This is a genomic window from Streptomyces sp. NPDC020996, assembly GCF_040641355.1.
Taxonomy (GTDB): domain Bacteria; phylum Actinomycetota; class Actinomycetes; order Streptomycetales; family Streptomycetaceae; genus Streptomyces.
Window position 1 is genome coordinate 54,686 of the sequence record NZ_JBFADM010000019.1, and the last position, 16,326, is coordinate 71,011.

The following is a 16,326-nucleotide window of genomic DNA, read 5'->3' on the forward strand; positions in this document are numbered from 1 at the left end:
CCGTACGGCACGGTGGAATCAGGCGTGGCAGGTCCGTCACGCGGCGGAGAGGAGCAACCCGCATGTCGAACCACACCTACCGGGTCACGGAGATCGTCGGCACCTCGCCGGACGGCGTCGACGAGGCCGTCCGCAACGGCATCGAGCGCGCCTCGCAGACCCTGCGCAACCTGGACTGGTTCGAGGTGACGCAGGTGCGCGGCCGGATCGAGGAGGGGCAGATCGCGCACTGGCAGGTCGGCCTGAAGGTGGGTTTCCGGCTGGACGAGACGGACTGACGGAGGCGACCGTGTAACGGCTCGGCGAGACCGACCGACCAGACCGACGGACCGCACGGACGGACCAGACCGACCAGGCCTGATCGACGACCCCGACGAACTGACCAGACCGACGACCGGGCGGACCGGTGAGACCGGTCGGGCCGGGCGGGGCCGTCAGGTGCGTCCCTCCTGCTCCTGCGCCGTCTCCAGGTCCGCGGAGGGCGCGACCCACCGCGCCCGGACGACGGTGAAGCCCGCCCGCTCCGCGTCCTCGCACACCAGCTCGTCGTCGTCCACCAGCATCCGGATCTCCCGGGTGCCGGCGAGGCGGCGCAGGACCTCCAGCTTGGTCCGGCGGGCGGGCCTCCGGTCGCCGTCGCGCCGCATGTGGACCCGCCCCTCCGGCAGTCCGTGCGCGGCGAGCCAGTCGAGCGTGTCGCGCCGGAAGCGCTCGGGCCGGCCGGTCAGATAGACGACCTCGCACTCTTCCGCGCTCTCCCGCGCCAGCGCGACGCCCTCCGGGATCGGCGGATCCTTGGGCGCGGCGGCGAAGAAGCCGTCCCAGTCGCGAGGTCTCCGCTCCAGGTAGCACTGCCGGTGTGCCGTGTCCGCGAGGGTGTTGTCCAGGTCGAACACGGCCAGTGGGCGTGGGCTGCTGTCGGTCACAACGCCCACTGTAGAAGCGCCCGGTGCGTCACGCCGACATGCCCGTCGACGGCAGCGCGGGCGGCGCGGGCGCCCCGGCCGCCACCGGATCGTGGCGGATGCGGTCCGCCGGCAGTCCCAGCTCGGCCAGCCGCCGCACGGCGGCCGTGACCAGGCCCGGCGGCCCGCTGACGTACGCCATGTGGCCGCTGAAGTCGCCGTGCGCGGCCAGCGCCTCGGTGACCGGCGAGTGCCCGGACAGGCCGGGGCCGTCGTCGATCACCGGGATCACCCGCAGCCACGGGCAGCGGCCCTCCAGCCGGGTCAGCGCCGGCGCGTCGTACAGGTCGTCGACCGTGCGGGCGCCGAGGAACAGGTGGACGGTGCGGCCCGGCCTGCGCCGTTCGGCCATGTCCTCCACCAGGGCCCTGGCGGTGGCCCAGCCGGTGCCGCCGGCCACGATGAGCACGTCGCGCGGGACGCCGTCGTCCAGGGTGGTCGTCCCCTGGGCAGGTCCCAGGCGCACGGTGTCGCCGACGCCGGTCCCCGTCACCAGCGCGTCGCTCACCCCGCCGGGGCCGGTACGCCGGACGTGGAACTCCAGTTCGCCGCCCGCGCCCGGCAGGCCGGCCGGCGAGTACGGGCGCCAGGTGTGCGGCAGCAGGGGCGTCTCCAGGGTCGCGTACTGGCCGGGGCGGTACGGGTACGGCTCGGCGGGCCGCACGCGCAGCACGGCGAGGTCCGGGCGGCGGCGCTGGTGGTCGACGACCGTGCCGCTCCAGTACGCCGGCTCCGCCAGCGCCTCGTCGGCGCCCTCCGCCATCGCCGTGGTGGCGAAGCGGACCATGCGCAGCCACGCCTGCTCCACGTCCACGCCCAGCCGTCCGCCCGCGGACCGGTGCAGCGCGTCGGCGAGTGCCTCCTCGAACACCCGGTGGTGCACCGGCAGCACGCCGAGTTTGCGGTGGCCACGGCCGAGCCGGGTGCAGAAGTCGGCCACCTCCTCGGGGCGGTGCAGGTTCTCGATCAGGTACCACAACGCCCGTTCCAGATGGACCCGCTGGAACTCCATCGAGTCGGGGAACAGCTTCCGCAGATACGGGTGCCGCTCGAACATGACCTCGTAGAGGTGGGCGATGAGGCGGTCGAACGGGGTGACGTGCACCAGGTTCCGGGTGATCAGCTCCTGGTCGGCGGCTCCGTCGTAGGCGCCGGACCGGCGGGCGCCGGGGCGCGGTGCGGGCGAACACGACCCCATGGCGGCACGTGCCGCGCCGGGCGCGGGAGCGAGCAGCCGGTCACGCAGGCGCATGGCCTCCCGGCGCGCGAGCAGGGCGTGGTAGTCGGCGCTCATGCGCAGACCTTCTTCACGCAGGTGCCGCATGCCCCGCCGCCCGCGCAGGCGCCGGTCGCGCCGGCGGCCCGCGTAGCGGACCTGGCCCGGCGGGCGTAGGAGAGGGCCATGTTGGACGTCAGCCCGGCCAGCAGCAGCCAGACCACCCCCAGCCACGATCCCCGTGCGAAGGACACCGCCGCGGCGCCCGCGGCCAGGGCACAGACGATCGGGGTGATGACAACTGGGCGGAACATCGGCACTTTTCCTATCGGCTCCGGGGGTGCATACGCCATCGGGACGAGGTCGGAGGGCGTGATCGCATCACATCACCCGAAAGGATGGTCGGGGCACTGCCGACAGACCCTGCGAAAGGGAGCAAAGCACCTTCGAAAGGGTGCCGTTCGGCCCTGTTAGAGAATGGAATTCCGTGCTGTCAGCTCGCGCGGGCCAGGGAACGGGACCAGTCGACGGACAGCCGGTCGCCCTCGTCGGTGACGCCCTGGGTGCCCAGCTCGGCGCAGGCTTCGCCGAGCCGGTCGGCGATCCAGGCGTACTCCGCATCGTTGGCGAGGCGGGTGTGGCAGTAGTCCAGGGCGACGGGAACGGCCTCCGTGCGCACGGGGCCGTGCTCGTCCAGGGTGACCAGCCAGAGCAGGCCGAGGTCGTTGCGCAGGGCCGGGTGAACGGCGTAGTCGTCGATGAAGTCGCCCAGGTCGTACAGGACGTGCCGGGTGAAGCCGTGGAAGACGTGGGCGGAGTGCCCGACGACGAGATCGGCGCCGGCCGCGGTGAGGGCGGGTGCGGCGCCGCTGACGTGTGCGACGGGCCGGCTGGTCATGTTGGGGCCCCAGTGCACGCTGACCAGCACCAGGTCGGTCCGGGCGGCCAGGGCCCGGACGGCGTCGGTGAGCCAGGCGGGCACGTCCTCGTCCCAGAGGTTCGCGTACGCCACACCGGGCCGGCCGGGGCCCGCGGCGTACTCGGGGGGATGGTCGGTGACCGCGAGGATCCCGATGCGCAGCCCGCCGGCCTCCAGAACGAGCGGGGCGCGCGCCTCCCCGACGTCGGCGCCCGCGCCGAGCGTCCGGATGCCGGCCCGGCCGAGGTGGTCCCGGGTGTCGAGGAGCGCCTCGGGACCGTAGTCGAGCGCGTGGTTGTTGGCCAGGGACGCCACGTCCACGCCCAGGTCGGCCAGCACGGCCGCGGCCCGGGGCGGGGCGCGGAAGAAGAACGGCTTGCCGGGCACGTCGATGCGGGACCCCCGGTCCGACACGCAGCATTCGAGGTTGAGCAGGAACAGGTCCGCGCCTCCGGCGATCCGCTCGATCGCCGGGCTGAACAGGTGGTGCGGCTTCTTGTGGGCGAGTGTCTCGGCGACCCCGCGGCCCAGCATGGTGTCGCCCGCCAGGGCGATGGTGACGGCCATGGCTCCGCCTCCCGCGTCCGCTCTTCTCCGCGGCCCGCCGCGACGCCGGAACGCGAGACCGGCGTGCCGAACGGCGTGCGCGCGGCCCTCCGCACCCAGTGTCACTCCAGACGGACGGGAACGCGGCCGGACCGAAGGGGCTCCCGCACCCGGCGCCAGCGCCAGCGCCAGCGCCAGCGCCCTGCGCCTGCTCTTGCGGCCGGCGGCCGGCACCCCCGGCGGCAGGGTTACGCGGCCCCACTCCACGAAAGAGCTCCCGCGCCGCACTCGCGGCCCCGCCGCGAACCGCGACTCGACACGGTCCCGTTCCGCGGAGGAGGCCCGCGCGGACACTGCGCCCGGCACGGGACGTGGAACCCGTCGGCCGCCCCGGCGCCCAGCCGTACCCGGCCGTTGGCCGAGCGCGCAGCGGGCGCTGCGGGCAGCACGGGGGCACGGGCGCTGCGGGCGGCACGGGCCGCCGCGCCGTGCCCGGCGGCATGGCCGCGCGGCAGGTCGTCGCGCGTGCGGGCCCGGCAGGAGGGCGCGCGGCCGGCGGCCCGGCACCCCGTATCCCGCACCACGCGCCCGGGGCACGCCAAGTAGCCGTTCGGCCCCATGACGGGACCCGAGGAGCCCTCCCGCCGGTGCCCGTGTCCGCGTCAAGGTGAGGACGCCCCCCTCTGCCCCGTAACGGGACCCCGTCCGTCCGCCCGGAGGAGTACGACATGAACCGCCCCGTCACTGCCGGCATCGACGGCAGCGCCGCCAGTTTCGCCGCCGCCGCCTGGGCCGCCCGCGAAGCCGAGCTCCGGGGCACCTCCCTGCGCCTGGTGTCCGCCTGGCCGCCACCGGGCGGCACCGCCCCCGAGCCGCCGGAGGCGGCCGAACGGCGCAGCTGGGCCACCCGGTCCCTGGAACTCGCGAGGGACCGCCTCCGCTGCCGCCACCCCGGACTTCCCATCCACGCCACGCTGCTGGGCCTGCCGCCGCACGAGGCGCTGCTGCTCTCCGGGGTCGGCGGGGACCTGCTGGTGCTCGGTTCCCGGGGTCTGGGCGGCATGTCCGCCCTCCTGCTGGGCTCCACCGGCGCGCACACCGCCGCGCGCGCCGACTTCCCCGTCGTCCTGGTCCGGCCGGTGCCCCACCCCGGTGACCGGCCGGCCGGACCGGTGCTGCTGGCGCTCGACGCCGGGCGCGCCGAGCAGGAGGACGTCATCGCCGTGGCCTTCGAGGAGGCCGCGATGCGGCGGGTGCCGCTGCGGGCGCTGTACGCGTGGACGACGCCCGGTCCCGCGCGCACCTATCCGGTCACGCCCGGGCACGGGGCCCGTTCGAACGCGGCCGGGCAGGCCGCGCAGCGGCTCGCCGAGGCCCTGCTGCCGTGGCGGCAGAAGTATCCGGACGTCCGGGTGGAAGAGGTCTGCCGGGAGGACGTGCCCGCGGGTGCCGTCAGCGCCGAGACGCGTCGCGCCGGCCTCGCGGTGCTCGGCCACCGGGTGGGGTCCGGCGCCGGATCACGGCTCGGCGCGGTCGTCCACTCCGCCGTACGCCACGCGGCCTGCCCGGTGTTCCTCGTCCCGTGCGCCTGACGGCACCTCGGCCCGGGGGCCCGGCTCCTTCCCGGTCCGGCTCCCGGCCCGGCGACGTCGCCGTCACGCCTGGTGGCGCCGGTGGCCGGGGGCAGGCCGGCCCGCCAGGACGTGATCGGTGTTCAGATGGACCAGCCGGACGCCGGGCGGCTGTCCCGCTCGTTCCCGGACGCGCCCATGCCCTCGACGTCCCGCTCGGCGATGGCCACCAACTGCCGGCTCAGGTCGCCCAGCGCCCTGCCGACCGCCAGTTCGTCGCCGATCTCCGGCACGTCCGTGTCCGCGGGGTTGCAGTGCGCGGTCCCGCGGCCGGTGAGTGACGTGGTGCCGGTCTCCAGCACCGCGTGCGCCTTCGTCGTCCCCGCGTCCTCGAAGAGGTGGAGACGGACCTTCCATTCCTTGGTGTGCGGCATGGTCTCCTCCTGATGCCGACACGGTCTGATGCCGACACGGTCGGGGCCGAACCCTGATCCGGCCCGGGAGCTTCGGCTCTCGCTCCCGTATTCATGATCGGACGGCGGCGGGCCCGCGTCACGGGGCCGTTGGTCCCACACGGCCGACGACCGGGACGCGAAGGCCCTCGGACCCGGGCGCGAAGGCCCTCAGGCCCGGGCAGGACGCCCCTCACATGTGGCCGGGGGAGAACCCGGTCGGCAGCGGCTGGGTGTCGTCCAGGCTGTACGCGAGGCCGTCGACGACCGCCACGACGCCGTCGACGCCACCGGCGACGCGTACCGCGAGCGCGGCGTCGCTGCGCCGCTCCAGCTGTCCGGTGAGGGTGACCACTCCCCCGCGGACACCGACCTCGACGGTGGCGGGGGGCCGGGAGAGCGCGCCGGCCACCTGGTCGCGCACGTCGCGCCGGAGCTCCTCGTCCGGGCGCAGGAAGACCCGGAGCAGGTCACCGCGGGTGACGATGCCGACCAGGCGGTCCTGCTCGTCGACCACGGGCAGGCGTTCCACGCCGTGCCACTGCATGGTGTGCGCGGCCTCCCGCACCGTCTGGCCGAGGGACGCGGTGACGGCGGGCCGGGTCATGAGGTCTTCCGCGGTCCGCGCGCGGCCCTTGACCGCCGCGGCGCGCGCGGACCGGGTCAGCGGCGGCAGCCGGAAGCGCCGGCCACGGCGTTCCTCGTCCTGCGCCGCCTGGTGCTGGAGCAGGTCGGTCTCGGAGATCACCCCGAGGACCCTCTCCTCGTCGTCCACCACGGGCAGCCCGCTGATGCGATGGTCCGCCAGCAGGCGGGCGACCGTCTTGAACGGTGTGTCGCCGGTGGTGCGCACGACCTCGCGGGTCATGACGTCGGTGATCCTGCGCTGCCTCATCGTCGTGTTCGTGTTCCTTTCGGGTCCGGGTCCGGGTCGGAGTCGGGGTCGGGTCGAGTCGGGGTCCGGGCCGGAGTCGCAGCCGCTCCGGGTCGGCGTGGTGGCGGACGCCGCCGCGCTCAGGGGGCGGGCACCAGGAAGACCGGGCAGTGCGCGTGGTGCAGCAGGGCGTGCGTGACCGGACCGAGCCGCGAACCGGGCCGCTGACCGGGCCGCCGGTGCGCCGTGATCACGACCGCGTCGGCGGCGCGGGTGGCCTCGACCAGCGCCTGGGTCGCGCCGCCCCACACCGTGTCGGTCTCCACCTCGACCTCGGGGTACTTCCCGTGCAGCGCGGCGACGGCCCGCCCCGGCACGGCCGCCCGCCTCCGTACGACGGCGCCCGCGTCGGCCGGGGGAGCGGTTCCCGCGGGCACCGGTACGGCGCACGCGTGCAGGACCCGCACCCGGGCGCCCCGCAGCCGCGCCTCCCCGAAGGCGAATCGTGTGGCTTCGGTGTCCAGGTCGGTGGCCACGCCCACCAGCACGGTGCCGTGTTCCAGCCATCCGTACGCCGTCTCGCCGCGCACCACCAGCAGCGGGCTCGCGCAGTGGGCGGCGACCCGCCAGCCGACGGACCCGGCCGTCAGTCCGGTGATCTCGCCCAGGCCGCGGCTGCCGATGACGGTCAGCGCGGCGTTGCGGCCCCGGCGCACCAGTTCCGCCGCGACGGGCTGCGGGCTCAGGGTCGCCGTCAAGCGCAGCCCCGGAGCGCGCTCACGGGCCTGCGCCACGGCGGTCTGCAGCACACCGTGGGCCCGGTCGAGGAGGGAGTGCGTGCCCTCGTCCGCGCCGCGCGGCGGCTCGGAGGTCCCGTGCCTGGCCCACGGCCAGCCGTGCAGGATCTCCAGCGGCGTCCGGCGGGCCTGGGCCTCGGCGACCGCGCGGTCCAGCGCGCGTGCCGCCTCGGCCGATCCGTCGACGCCGACCAGGACGTGTCCGCTCAAGGGTGTCCGGGGGGCGTACTTGCCGTAGTCCCAGAGGGTCTTGTGCTCGTACGTCATGTCCACTCCTCGCCCCGGGCCGTCGCCGCCGCCCGTGTCGTCGCGGCTCCCGGTGTGCTGGTCCACCCCTCCCGTCACATCCAGCCTTGTGCGGCGCGATCCGGGTTTCATGGGTCCAACGGGCACAAGCCACGCCGATCGGCCCACCCGCCCCCGTGCCGCGTCGCACTCCCGTCCCAGCGGCCCGTCGTACCCCGTCTCGGCGGGTCGTCACGCTGCCGTCCCAGCGGGTCTACGCGCGGCCGTCCCGGGTCTTCGCGCCGCCCTTCCAGTAGGACGTCGTATTCGAGATATTTTGACCGGGAAATTGGTCCGGACTTTTCGCCGGGAGTCGCCTCGCGGGCAAGGCGGCACGTCATCCAGGAATCCCCGTCCCGCACCCGGTCACGCCGGATGCCCGACAAATTGACCCCCGCTGTTGATTACGCAAAGACGTCACTGTCATACTCCGCTTCCGGCCTCGTCATCACCCTCCGACAAGGCCCCGGGATCTTCACACCAAATCCCCGAGAACACCCCCGTGAATTCAGAGACCGAGTAATTCGGATTCACGGTCCCCCGACTTGGCCCGCACCTCACCAGCGCGTCCGTCCCTTCCCATCGCTCAGGGAAGCAGGACGCCCGACGGCTCCCCCGGAGCCGGTGCGGGCACGAAGCAGCGAAGAAGGTGCTTTTGTGCCCGAGCAGTCCGCATGGCCCGACGACTCGCCCGCCTACCACCGCGCACACGGCGGCCGGGTGGACCCGCCCCCTATTTCCGCCCATCCCGAATTCCGCTCGCTGCGCCATGCGCACCGGCGGTTCGGCGTCCGGGCGACGGTGTGGTCGGTCGGCGGTTTCCTGCTGTACGTACTGCTGTCGAGTTTCACGCCGGGCCTCATGAACCAGCCCCTGGCGGGTCACCTCACCCTCGGACTCGCCCTGGGACTGGGCCAGTTCGCGGTGATGGCGGTGACCGTGTGGGCGTACACGCGGCACATGCGCACCCGTGTCGACCCGCTCGCCCGCGGCGTCCGCGCGCACCTGCACCAGCACACGGCCCGCCGCGCCGCCACGGCCGCGGCGCACGAGGCCGCCGGGCAGCAGCCGGACCAGGGTCCGAGGGGGTACCGCACGTGGTGACCACTTCCGCGGGCGTGGTCGACCGGTTCAGCGTGCAGCTGACGTTCCTGCTGTTCCTGTCGGTGGTCGTCGTCACGCTGTTCATGGCCCTGCTGACCGCCCCGCACCGCGACGAGATCAGCGAGTTCTACCTCGGCAACCGGGGCATGTCCGCGCTGCGCAACGGCCTGGCCATGTGCGGCGACTACCTGTCCGCGGCGACGCTGCTGGGCACCACCGGACTGGTCGCCCTGACCGGGTACGACGGACTGCTGTACCTGGGCGGGACCACCGTGGCCTGGATGATGGTGGTGCTGCTGATCGCCGAACCCCTGCACCACGCGGGCAGGTTCACGCCCGGAGACATGATCGCCCTGCGTCTGCCCAGGATGCAGCGGCCGGTGCGGATCGCCCTGGCGGTGTGCACGCTGACCCTCACCACCCTCTACCTGGTGGCCCAACTGCTCGGCAGCGTGGCCCTGCTGACCCAGTTCACCGGCGAACCCGGCGCCACCACACGCACGTTGTGCATCGTCGTCATCGGCACCATCGTCATCGCCTACGCCTCCATCGGCGGCATGCCGGGAGCGACCGTCATCCAGATCATCAAGGCCGTGATGCTGCTGGCGGGGGTGGCGATCACCACGGTGATGGTGCTCCACCACTACCACTGGAGCCCCGGCGCCCTGCTCTCCGCGGCCGCCGACGGCAGCGGCCACGGCGAGCGCTTCCTGCAGCCCGGACTGCGCTACGGCGCCAGCACCTCCAGCAAGCTGGACTTCTTCAGCCTCGAACTGGCCATCGTGCTGGGGCTCGCCGCCCTGCCCCACGTGCTGATGCGGCTGCTCGCCCCGCGCACCGGCGCCGTACTGCGCACCTCCGTGGTGTGGGCCGTGACCCTGGTCGGCCTGGTCTGCCTGGCGGCCGGCATCCTCGGCCTCGGCGCCACCGCCGTCGTCGGCCGGGACACCATCGCCGCCACCGACCGCAAGGGCGACGCGGCCATACTGCTGCTCGCGCACGCCCTGGGCGGCGGCGTCCTCACCGCACTGCTGTCCTGCCTGGCCTTCGTCACCCTGCTCGCCGTCGCGGCCGGACTCACCCTCGCCGCCGCCTCCTCCCTCGCCCACGACGTGTACGGCGAGGTGATCCGGAAGGGCCGGGCGACCGAGGCCGAGGAACTCACCGTCGCCCGCCTGTCCGCGGTCGTCATCGGCGTCCTCGGCATCCTGCTGTCGCTGTTCTCCTGGCAGGCCAACACCGCGAACCTCGCCTTCCTCGCGTTCGCCATCGCGGCGTCCGCGATCCTGCCGACGATCGTCTACAGCCTGTTCTGGCGGCGCTTCACCGGGCAGGGCGCGCTGCTCAGCCTGTGGGGCGGACTGGCGTGCTCCGTCCTGCTCGTCGTGTTCTCCCCGGTCGTCTCCTCGACGCCGTCCTCGATCTACCCGGACGCCGACTTCGCCTTCTTCCCGCTGCAGAACCCCGGCATCGTCTCCATCCCGGCCGGTTTCCTGCTGGGCTGGCTCGGCACGGTGCTGACGGCACGTCAGGAGGCCGTCATGGAGGAGGAGTTCGAGGTGAAGATGCTCGTCGGCAGCGAGTGACCAGGAAGCCATTCGAAACATTCGAAAGATCGAATTCGCCAAACGATCTCACGTCGATGCACCCCTCCTCGCTTTCAATGGCCGGATCACCACAACCATCCCCCTGACCTGCGACAAAAACCTCAGAGCAGAACAGGCCCGCCCCCCGCATCTTTCGCAACGACTTCCGAAACTGTTGACAGTTGACAGGGGCAGACCAACACTGTTCGCCACTGGCAGAGGGCCCCGGCACCAACGGCCTCACCGCCGGCCTCACGAGGACGAGGAGGAAGCACGCCCATGAGAGACGTACGCTTACGCAGCCGCTTCCGGCTGCTCCTCAGCAGCGCCTGCACCCTGCTGCTGGTCGCCGTCGCCGCGCTGGTCCTGCCCGGCACCGCGCAGGCGGACACGGTCGTCACCAGCAACCAGACCGGTACGAACAACGGCTACTTCTACTCCTTCTGGACCGACTCACCCGGGTCGGTCTCGATGAACCTGGGCTCCGGCGGCGGCTACGGCACCTCCTGGAGCAACACCGGCAACTTCGTCGCCGGCAAGGGCTGGAGCACCGGCGGACGCCGGACCGTGAACTACTCGGGCAGCTTCAACCCGTCCGGCAACGCCTACCTCGCGCTGTACGGCTGGTCGCAGAACCCGCTCGTGGAGTACTACATCGTCGACAACTGGGGCACCTACCGGCCCACGGGAACGTACAAGGGCACGGTGACCAGCGACGGCGGCACCTACGACATCTACGAGACGACTCGCTACAACGCCCCCTCCATCGAGGGCAACAAGACCTTCAACCAGTACTGGAGCGTGCGTCAGACCAGGCGGACCGGCGGCACCATCACCACCGGCAACCACTTCGACGCGTGGGCCGGCCACGGGATGAACCTCGGCAGCTTCAACTACATGATCCTGGCCACCGAGGGATACCAGAGCAGCGGCAACTCCAGCATCACGGTGGGCGACACCGGTTCGGGCGGAGGCGGCGGGGGCGGGAACAACGGCTGCACCGCGACGCTCTCCGCCGGCCAGCAGTGGAGCGACCGCTACAACCTCAACGTCTCGGTCACCGGCTCCGACAACTGGACCGTCACCATGAACGTCCCCTCCCCCGCCAGGATCCTCTCCACCTGGAACATCACCGCCGGCTACCCCAGCGCCCAGGTACTCACCGCCAAACCCAACGGCAACGGCAACAACTGGGGCGTCACCATCCAGCACAACGGCAACTGGACCTGGCCGACCGTCTCCTGCACCACCGGCTGACCCCCGTATCCCCGAGGCTGGAGGACCACCCCCATGAGAGTCAGACCACGTCTGTCGGCGCGCTCCCTGGTCACCGGGCTGGCCGCCGTCGCCCTGGCCGCCGCGGGCACCCTGGCCGCCGGCCCGGCCCCGGCGCAAGCCGCCGGCTGCACCGGCTACGTCGGACTCACCTTCGACGACGGCCCGTCAGGCAGCACCCAGGCCCTGCTCACCGCGCTCCGGCAGAACGGGCTGCGGGCCACGATGTTCAACGTGGGCCAGAACGCCGCCGCCAACCCCTCCCTGGTGCGGGCCCAGGTGGACGCCGGAATGTGGGTCGGGAACCACAGCTACACCCACCCGCACCTCACCCAGCTCGGCCAGTCGCAGATCGACTCGGAGATCTCGCGGACCCAGCAGGCGGTCTCGGGCGCGGGCGGCGGGACGCCGAAGCTGTTCCGCCCTCCGTACGGCGAGACCAACGCGACGGTGAAGTCGGTCGAGGCGAAGTACGGCCTGACCGAGGTCCTGTGGGACGTCGACTCGCAGGACTGGAACGGCGCGAGCACCGACGCCATCGTGCAGGCCGCCGGCCGGCTCACCGACGGCCAGGTCATCCTCATGCACGACTGGCCCGCCAACACGCTCGCCGCGATCCCGCGGATCGCCCAGCAACTGGCCGCCCGCGGAATGTGCGCCGGGATGATCTCCCCGCAGACCGGCCGCGCCGTCGCCCCGGACGGCGGCGGCACCGGGGGCGGGGGCGGGAACAACGGCTGCACCGCGACGCTCTCCGCCGGCCAGCAGTGGAGCGACCGCTACAACCTCAACGTCTCGGTCACCGGCTCCGACAACTGGACCGTCACCATGAACGTCCCCTCCCCCGCCAGGATCCTCTCCACCTGGAACATCACCGCCGGCTACCCCAGCGCCCAGGTACTCACCGCCAAACCCAACGGCAACGGCAACAACTGGGGCGTGACCATCCAGCACAACGGCAACTGGACCTGGCCGACGGTCACCTGCACCACCGGCTGACCCCCGCCGCCCTGTCCCGCCGGACCGGCCCGGCGGGACAGGCAACACGGACACGGAATAACCGCACCCCTGGCGGCGTCCACCCCACGTGACCACCTCCAGCCCCGACACCACCGCCGTACGGTTCTCCGTCCTCGACCGCTCCCGCGTCCGCGAGGGTCACCCGCCCGCCGAGGCACTGCGGGACACCGTGGCGCTGGCGCGGGAGGCGGAGGCGCTGGGCTTCCACCGGTTCTGGGTGTCGGAACACCACGGCGTCCCCGGCGTCGCCGGTTCCGCGCCGACCGTGCTGGCGGCCGCCGTCGCGGCCGCGACCCGCACGATCCGCGTCGGCACGGGCGGGGTGATGCTGCCCAACCACCGGCCGCTGGTGGTCGCCGAGCAGTTCGGGGTGCTGGAGTCGCTGTTCCCTGGACGGATCGACATGGGCCTCGGCCGGTCCGTGGGCTTCACCGACGGCGTACGCCGGGCCCTGGGCCGCGACAAGGGCGACGCCGAGGACTTCGCGGACCAACTGGCCGAACTGCTCGACTGGTTCCGCGGCACGTCGCCGACCGGGGTGCACGCCCGCCCCGCCGAGGGCCTGGCCGTGCCGCCGTTCGTCCTGGCGATGGGCGAGGGCGCCGCGATCGCCGCCCGGGCGGGCCTGCCGATGGTGATCGGCGACCTGCGCGACCGCGACCGGATGCGGCGCGGCATCGACCGCTACCGCGCCGAGTTCCGTCCCTCCGCGTTCGCCGCCGAGCCGTACGTCGTCGTCTCCGGCACGGTCGCGGTGGCCGCCACCGCCGAGGAGGCACGGCGGCTGCTGGTGCCGGAGGCCTGGTCGATGGCGTACTCCCGCACCCGCGGCACCTTCCCGCCGCTGCCGCCCGCCGAGCGTGTCGAGGCCCTCGCCATGACCGGGAAGGAACGCGGCTTCTTCGAGTCCGGGCTCACCGGCCACATCGCCGGCACCGAGGAGCAGGTCGCCCACGAACTGGAGACGGTCCTGAAGGAGACCGGGGCGCAGGAACTCCTCGTCACCACCAGCACCTACGACCGCGAGGCGCTGCTCGACTCCTACCGGCGGCTGGCCGGAATCGTACGGCGGGCAGAGCGGACGCCTGGACGGCCCGGACCCCCTATGTAAAAGTCTTACCGTGCCTTCTGTGCCCTCTGTGCGAATGACCGTCGCCGTGGCGACCGTGTTGCGGGTCTTCCTCGAAGACGTCGGCCGGTCCCGTTACGGCTACGAACTCATGCGAGTGACCGGCTTCCCCAGCGGCAAGCTGTACCCGATCGTGGCCCGGCTGCAGGCGGCCGGCTGGCTGGTCAAGGAGCAGGAGGACATCGATCCCTCCGTGGCCGGCCGCCCCGCGCGCCGTATGTACCGGCTCAGTCCCGAGGGGATCGAGTCGGCCCGGCTGGAGCTCGCCGCGCTCAGCGAACGGCTGCGTCCGCCCGTGGACGCGGGCGGCGGGCTCCTGCGCCCGCAGGGAGAACCCTCGTGAGCGCGCCCCCCGTCGCGGCCGGTTTCGTGCTGGCCCTGGCGGGAGCGCTCGCCTACCTCGTCGTGTGCGACCTGCTCAGCCAGGAGATCCGCGCCCGTCTCTTCCGGTTGCCGTTCCTGGTCCTGCGGCTGGCCGCCCGGAGGCTGCCGCCGGACCAGCGCGCCGACATCTACGAGGAGACGTGGCTGCCGGACCTCCACTTCATCCTCCATGACGAGGAGGCGGGGCCGCTCACCAGGCTGGCCAGAGCCACCGGCCACGCCCTGTCCCTGTGGCTCCGGCGCGGCGGTGCGCGGATGGCCGAGGCGCTCGCCGCGGTCACGCCCGTCCGCCTGGACGGCTTCGAGGACGTCCGGGCGCTGCCCCCGGGTCGCCGCCGGGAGTTCGCGGCGCTGACCGCCCGGTTGCGCGACCAGCTCGAGCGTCCGGCGGACCGGGACACCGCGGCGGGCCTGCTCGCGACCGCGGTAACCGCGTGCGAGGCGTTCATCGACGACCGGGACGAGCACACGGCGAAGGAACTCGCCGTCGCTGCAAGCCCGTTGGCGCAGAGCCTGGATCCCGGGCATCCTGCCGTGCTCGGCATCCGCCGCGCCCACGCCCACGCGCTGCTCCAACTGGGCCGCTTCCGGCGGGCGGAGGCGCTGTTGCGCGAGCTCGGCGCGGACGAGGTCCGGATCTTCGGCCGGAGCGCGCCGGAGACGTTCCGCACGCGCCGCCTGCTCGCCTGGGCCCTGGTGGGCGAGGGCCGCTTCGCCGAGGCGGAGGCGGAGTTGCGGTCGTTGGCGGATCGCGTGCCCGCCGACGAGACGCCGTTGAAGCTGCACATCGCGTGCATGCTGTCCTGGACGATGGCCTGCCAGGGTCGGCGCGACGAGGCGGAGGACGCCTACGACTCGGTGATCGCCTTCAGGTCGCGCGAGCTGGGCCCCGGCCACCCCGACACCCTCGACGCCCGACACTCCCAGGGGAAGATGCTGGTGCGGTCCGGAGATGCGGCGGGGGCGCTGGCGGTTCTCCGGCCGTTGCTGGCCGACCGGGCGCGGGTCCTGGGGCGCCGCCACCCGGACACGCTGGAGACCCGCAAGTACCTGGCCGTCGCCCGCGCCCTGGCTCGGCCCGGCCGCGGCGGCCTCGCGCGCCGCCGGACGGTCCGCGAACTGCGGCGGGTGGCACGGGCGCAGACCCGGCGGCACGGCCCCGACCACCTCAACACCCGGGACACCCGGCAGTGGCTGACCCTGCTCATGAGATCGGCGGCGGGCCGATGAGACTGGGACTCCTCACCGCGTGCCTGCCCGGACTCTCCCTCGACGAGGTCGCGACCTTCGCCTCCCGCACCGGCTACCAGGACCTGGAGCTGGCGGCCTGGCCGTCCGGCGGCACGCACCCGCACCACGCCGCCCACCTCGACATCGCCGGCTTCTCCCGCGACGACGCGGCGCGCGTCCGCGAGCTGCTGGACCGGCACGGCCTCACGGTCTCGGCGGTCACCTACTGCGACAACAACCTGCACCCCGACCCCGGCGAACGCGACCGCGTCCACCGCCACCTGCGGGCCTGCGTCGACGCCGCACAGGCCCTGGGCGTCCTCCACGTCAACACCTTCGTCGGCCGCGACGTCACCCGGCCCGTCGCCGACAGCGTCGAACTGGCCGAACGGATCCTGCCGCCGCTGCTGGACTACGCGGCCGAACGCGGCGTCCGGCTGCTCGCCGAGAACTGCCCCATGGAGGGCTGGCACCCGGACGGATACCCCGGCAACCTGGCCTACTCCCCGGAACTGTGGGACTGGATGGCCGGCCTGGGCGGCGACGGCCGCGGCTTCCTCCTCACCTACGACCCCTCCCACCTGGTGTGGCTGGGCATCGACCCGGTCGCCGCCCTGGACCACGCCCTGGAGCGGGGCATGGTCGCGCACGTGCAGGCGAAGGATGTCGAGATCGACGAGGCCGCCCGCACCCGCTACGGCGTGTTCGGCAAGACGGTGGGACGCGGCTCGCCGACGGACGTGGGGTGGTGGCGCTACCGGGTCCCGGGGCGGGGATCGCTCGACTTCAACCGCCTCGTCGACAGGCTCCATCAGGCCGGCTACGACGGCGCCGTCGCGGTGGAGCACGAGGACCCCGTGTGGGGCGGCACGCTCGAGCGGACGTTGACCGGGCTGCGGATCGCCGCCGACCACCTGCGGCCCTTCGTCGCCCCGGCACGGCCGTGGCCGCCGGACAGCTGAGGGGACGGTCC

At 73.3% G+C, this 16,326-nt stretch carries 17 protein-coding genes; 10 read left to right on the plus strand and 7 right to left on the minus strand.

Going from position 1 to position 16,326, the window contains the following annotated elements; translation table 11 throughout:
- Window positions 1-62 precede the first annotated feature (62 nt).
- A complete protein-coding gene (locus tag AB0G63_RS16210; protein WP_324786006.1) occupies window positions 63-278 on the plus strand; it encodes a dodecin in 216 nt (71 codons plus the stop codon).
- Window positions 279-434: 156 nt separating this feature from the next.
- Here AB0G63_RS16210 and AB0G63_RS16215 read toward each other — a convergent pair whose 3' ends face one another.
- The 4 genes from AB0G63_RS16215 to AB0G63_RS16230 all read right to left on the minus strand — a co-directional run bounded on the left by AB0G63_RS16215 (window position 435) and on the right by AB0G63_RS16230 (window position 3,667).
- Window positions 435-926: a hypothetical protein gene (locus AB0G63_RS16215; protein WP_360750293.1), complete on the minus strand. Its 492-nt coding sequence runs from the start codon at window positions 924-926 to the stop codon at window positions 435-437.
- 28 nt (window positions 927-954) lie between these two features.
- On the minus strand, window positions 955-2,259 hold the full coding sequence (locus AB0G63_RS16220) for a globin domain-containing protein (RefSeq protein WP_360750295.1): 1,305 nt from the start codon (window positions 2,257-2,259) through the stop codon (window positions 955-957).
- On the minus strand, window positions 2,256-2,495 hold the full coding sequence (locus AB0G63_RS16225; RefSeq protein ID WP_360750297.1) for a hypothetical protein: 240 nt from the start codon (window positions 2,493-2,495) through the stop codon (window positions 2,256-2,258). Before AB0G63_RS16225 ends, AB0G63_RS16220 begins: the two co-directional genes overlap by 4 nt.
- 179 nt (window positions 2,496-2,674) lie before the next feature.
- Complete coding sequence (locus tag AB0G63_RS16230; protein WP_360750299.1) at window positions 2,675-3,667, minus strand: CapA family protein; 993 nt, start codon at window positions 3,665-3,667, stop codon at window positions 2,675-2,677.
- 707 nt (window positions 3,668-4,374) lie between these two features.
- On the opposite strand from AB0G63_RS16230, the gene AB0G63_RS16235 reads away from it, so the two are divergent.
- Window positions 4,375-5,238 (plus strand): universal stress protein, encoded by an 864-nt coding sequence (locus tag AB0G63_RS16235; RefSeq protein WP_360750301.1) that lies wholly within the window; start codon window positions 4,375-4,377, stop codon window positions 5,236-5,238.
- Between the two features lie 122 nt (window positions 5,239-5,360).
- On the opposite strand, the gene AB0G63_RS16240 is transcribed toward AB0G63_RS16235, so the two are convergent.
- From AB0G63_RS16240 to AB0G63_RS16250, 3 genes are all read right to left on the minus strand, one after another.
- Window positions 5,361-5,651, minus strand: coding sequence for a DUF1876 domain-containing protein (locus tag AB0G63_RS16240; protein WP_360750303.1), 291 nt, complete (start codon window positions 5,649-5,651; stop codon window positions 5,361-5,363).
- Window positions 5,652-5,862: 211 nt separating this feature from the next.
- Window positions 5,863-6,564: a CBS domain-containing protein gene (locus AB0G63_RS16245; RefSeq protein ID WP_360750305.1), complete on the minus strand. Its 702-nt coding sequence runs from the start codon at window positions 6,562-6,564 to the stop codon at window positions 5,863-5,865.
- A 119-nt stretch (window positions 6,565-6,683) separates the two neighbouring features.
- Window positions 6,684-7,607, minus strand: coding sequence for a universal stress protein (locus AB0G63_RS16250; protein ID WP_360750307.1), 924 nt, complete (start codon window positions 7,605-7,607; stop codon window positions 6,684-6,686).
- A gap of 675 nt (window positions 7,608-8,282) precedes the next feature.
- On the opposite strand from AB0G63_RS16250, the gene AB0G63_RS16255 reads away from it, so the two are divergent.
- The 8 genes from AB0G63_RS16255 to AB0G63_RS16290 all read left to right on the plus strand — a co-directional run bounded on the left by AB0G63_RS16255 (window position 8,283) and on the right by AB0G63_RS16290 (window position 16,315).
- Window positions 8,283-8,729, plus strand: coding sequence for a DUF485 domain-containing protein (locus AB0G63_RS16255; RefSeq protein ID WP_360750309.1), 447 nt, complete (start codon window positions 8,283-8,285; stop codon window positions 8,727-8,729).
- On the plus strand, window positions 8,723-10,315 hold the full coding sequence (locus AB0G63_RS16260; protein WP_360750311.1) for a cation acetate symporter: 1,593 nt from the start codon (window positions 8,723-8,725) through the stop codon (window positions 10,313-10,315). Before AB0G63_RS16255 ends, AB0G63_RS16260 begins: the two co-directional genes overlap by 7 nt.
- A 279-nt stretch (window positions 10,316-10,594) precedes the next feature.
- Window positions 10,595-11,572 (plus strand): glycoside hydrolase family 11 protein, encoded by a 978-nt coding sequence (locus tag AB0G63_RS16265; RefSeq protein WP_360750313.1) that lies wholly within the window; start codon window positions 10,595-10,597, stop codon window positions 11,570-11,572.
- 33 nt (window positions 11,573-11,605) lie between these two features.
- A complete protein-coding gene (locus AB0G63_RS16270; protein WP_360750315.1) occupies window positions 11,606-12,589 on the plus strand; it encodes a polysaccharide deacetylase family protein in 984 nt (327 codons plus the stop codon).
- A gap of 88 nt (window positions 12,590-12,677) precedes the next feature.
- A complete protein-coding gene (locus AB0G63_RS16275) occupies window positions 12,678-13,721 on the plus strand; it encodes an MsnO8 family LLM class oxidoreductase (RefSeq protein ID WP_360750317.1) in 1,044 nt (347 codons plus the stop codon).
- Window positions 13,722-13,740: 19 nt separating this feature from the next.
- The gene (locus tag AB0G63_RS16280) at window positions 13,741-14,082 is read left to right on the plus strand and encodes a helix-turn-helix transcriptional regulator (protein WP_360750319.1); all 342 of its coding nucleotides are present in this window, start codon (window positions 13,741-13,743) and stop codon (window positions 14,080-14,082) included.
- Window positions 14,079-15,353 (plus strand): tetratricopeptide repeat protein, encoded by a 1,275-nt coding sequence (locus AB0G63_RS16285; protein ID WP_360750321.1) that lies wholly within the window; start codon window positions 14,079-14,081, stop codon window positions 15,351-15,353. Before AB0G63_RS16280 ends, AB0G63_RS16285 begins: the two co-directional genes overlap by 4 nt.
- Window positions 15,350-16,315, plus strand: a complete 966-nt coding sequence (locus AB0G63_RS16290) for a sugar phosphate isomerase/epimerase (protein WP_360750323.1) — start codon at window positions 15,350-15,352, stop codon at window positions 16,313-16,315. Before AB0G63_RS16285 ends, AB0G63_RS16290 begins: the two co-directional genes overlap by 4 nt.
- Window positions 16,316-16,326: the final 11 nt, after the last annotated feature.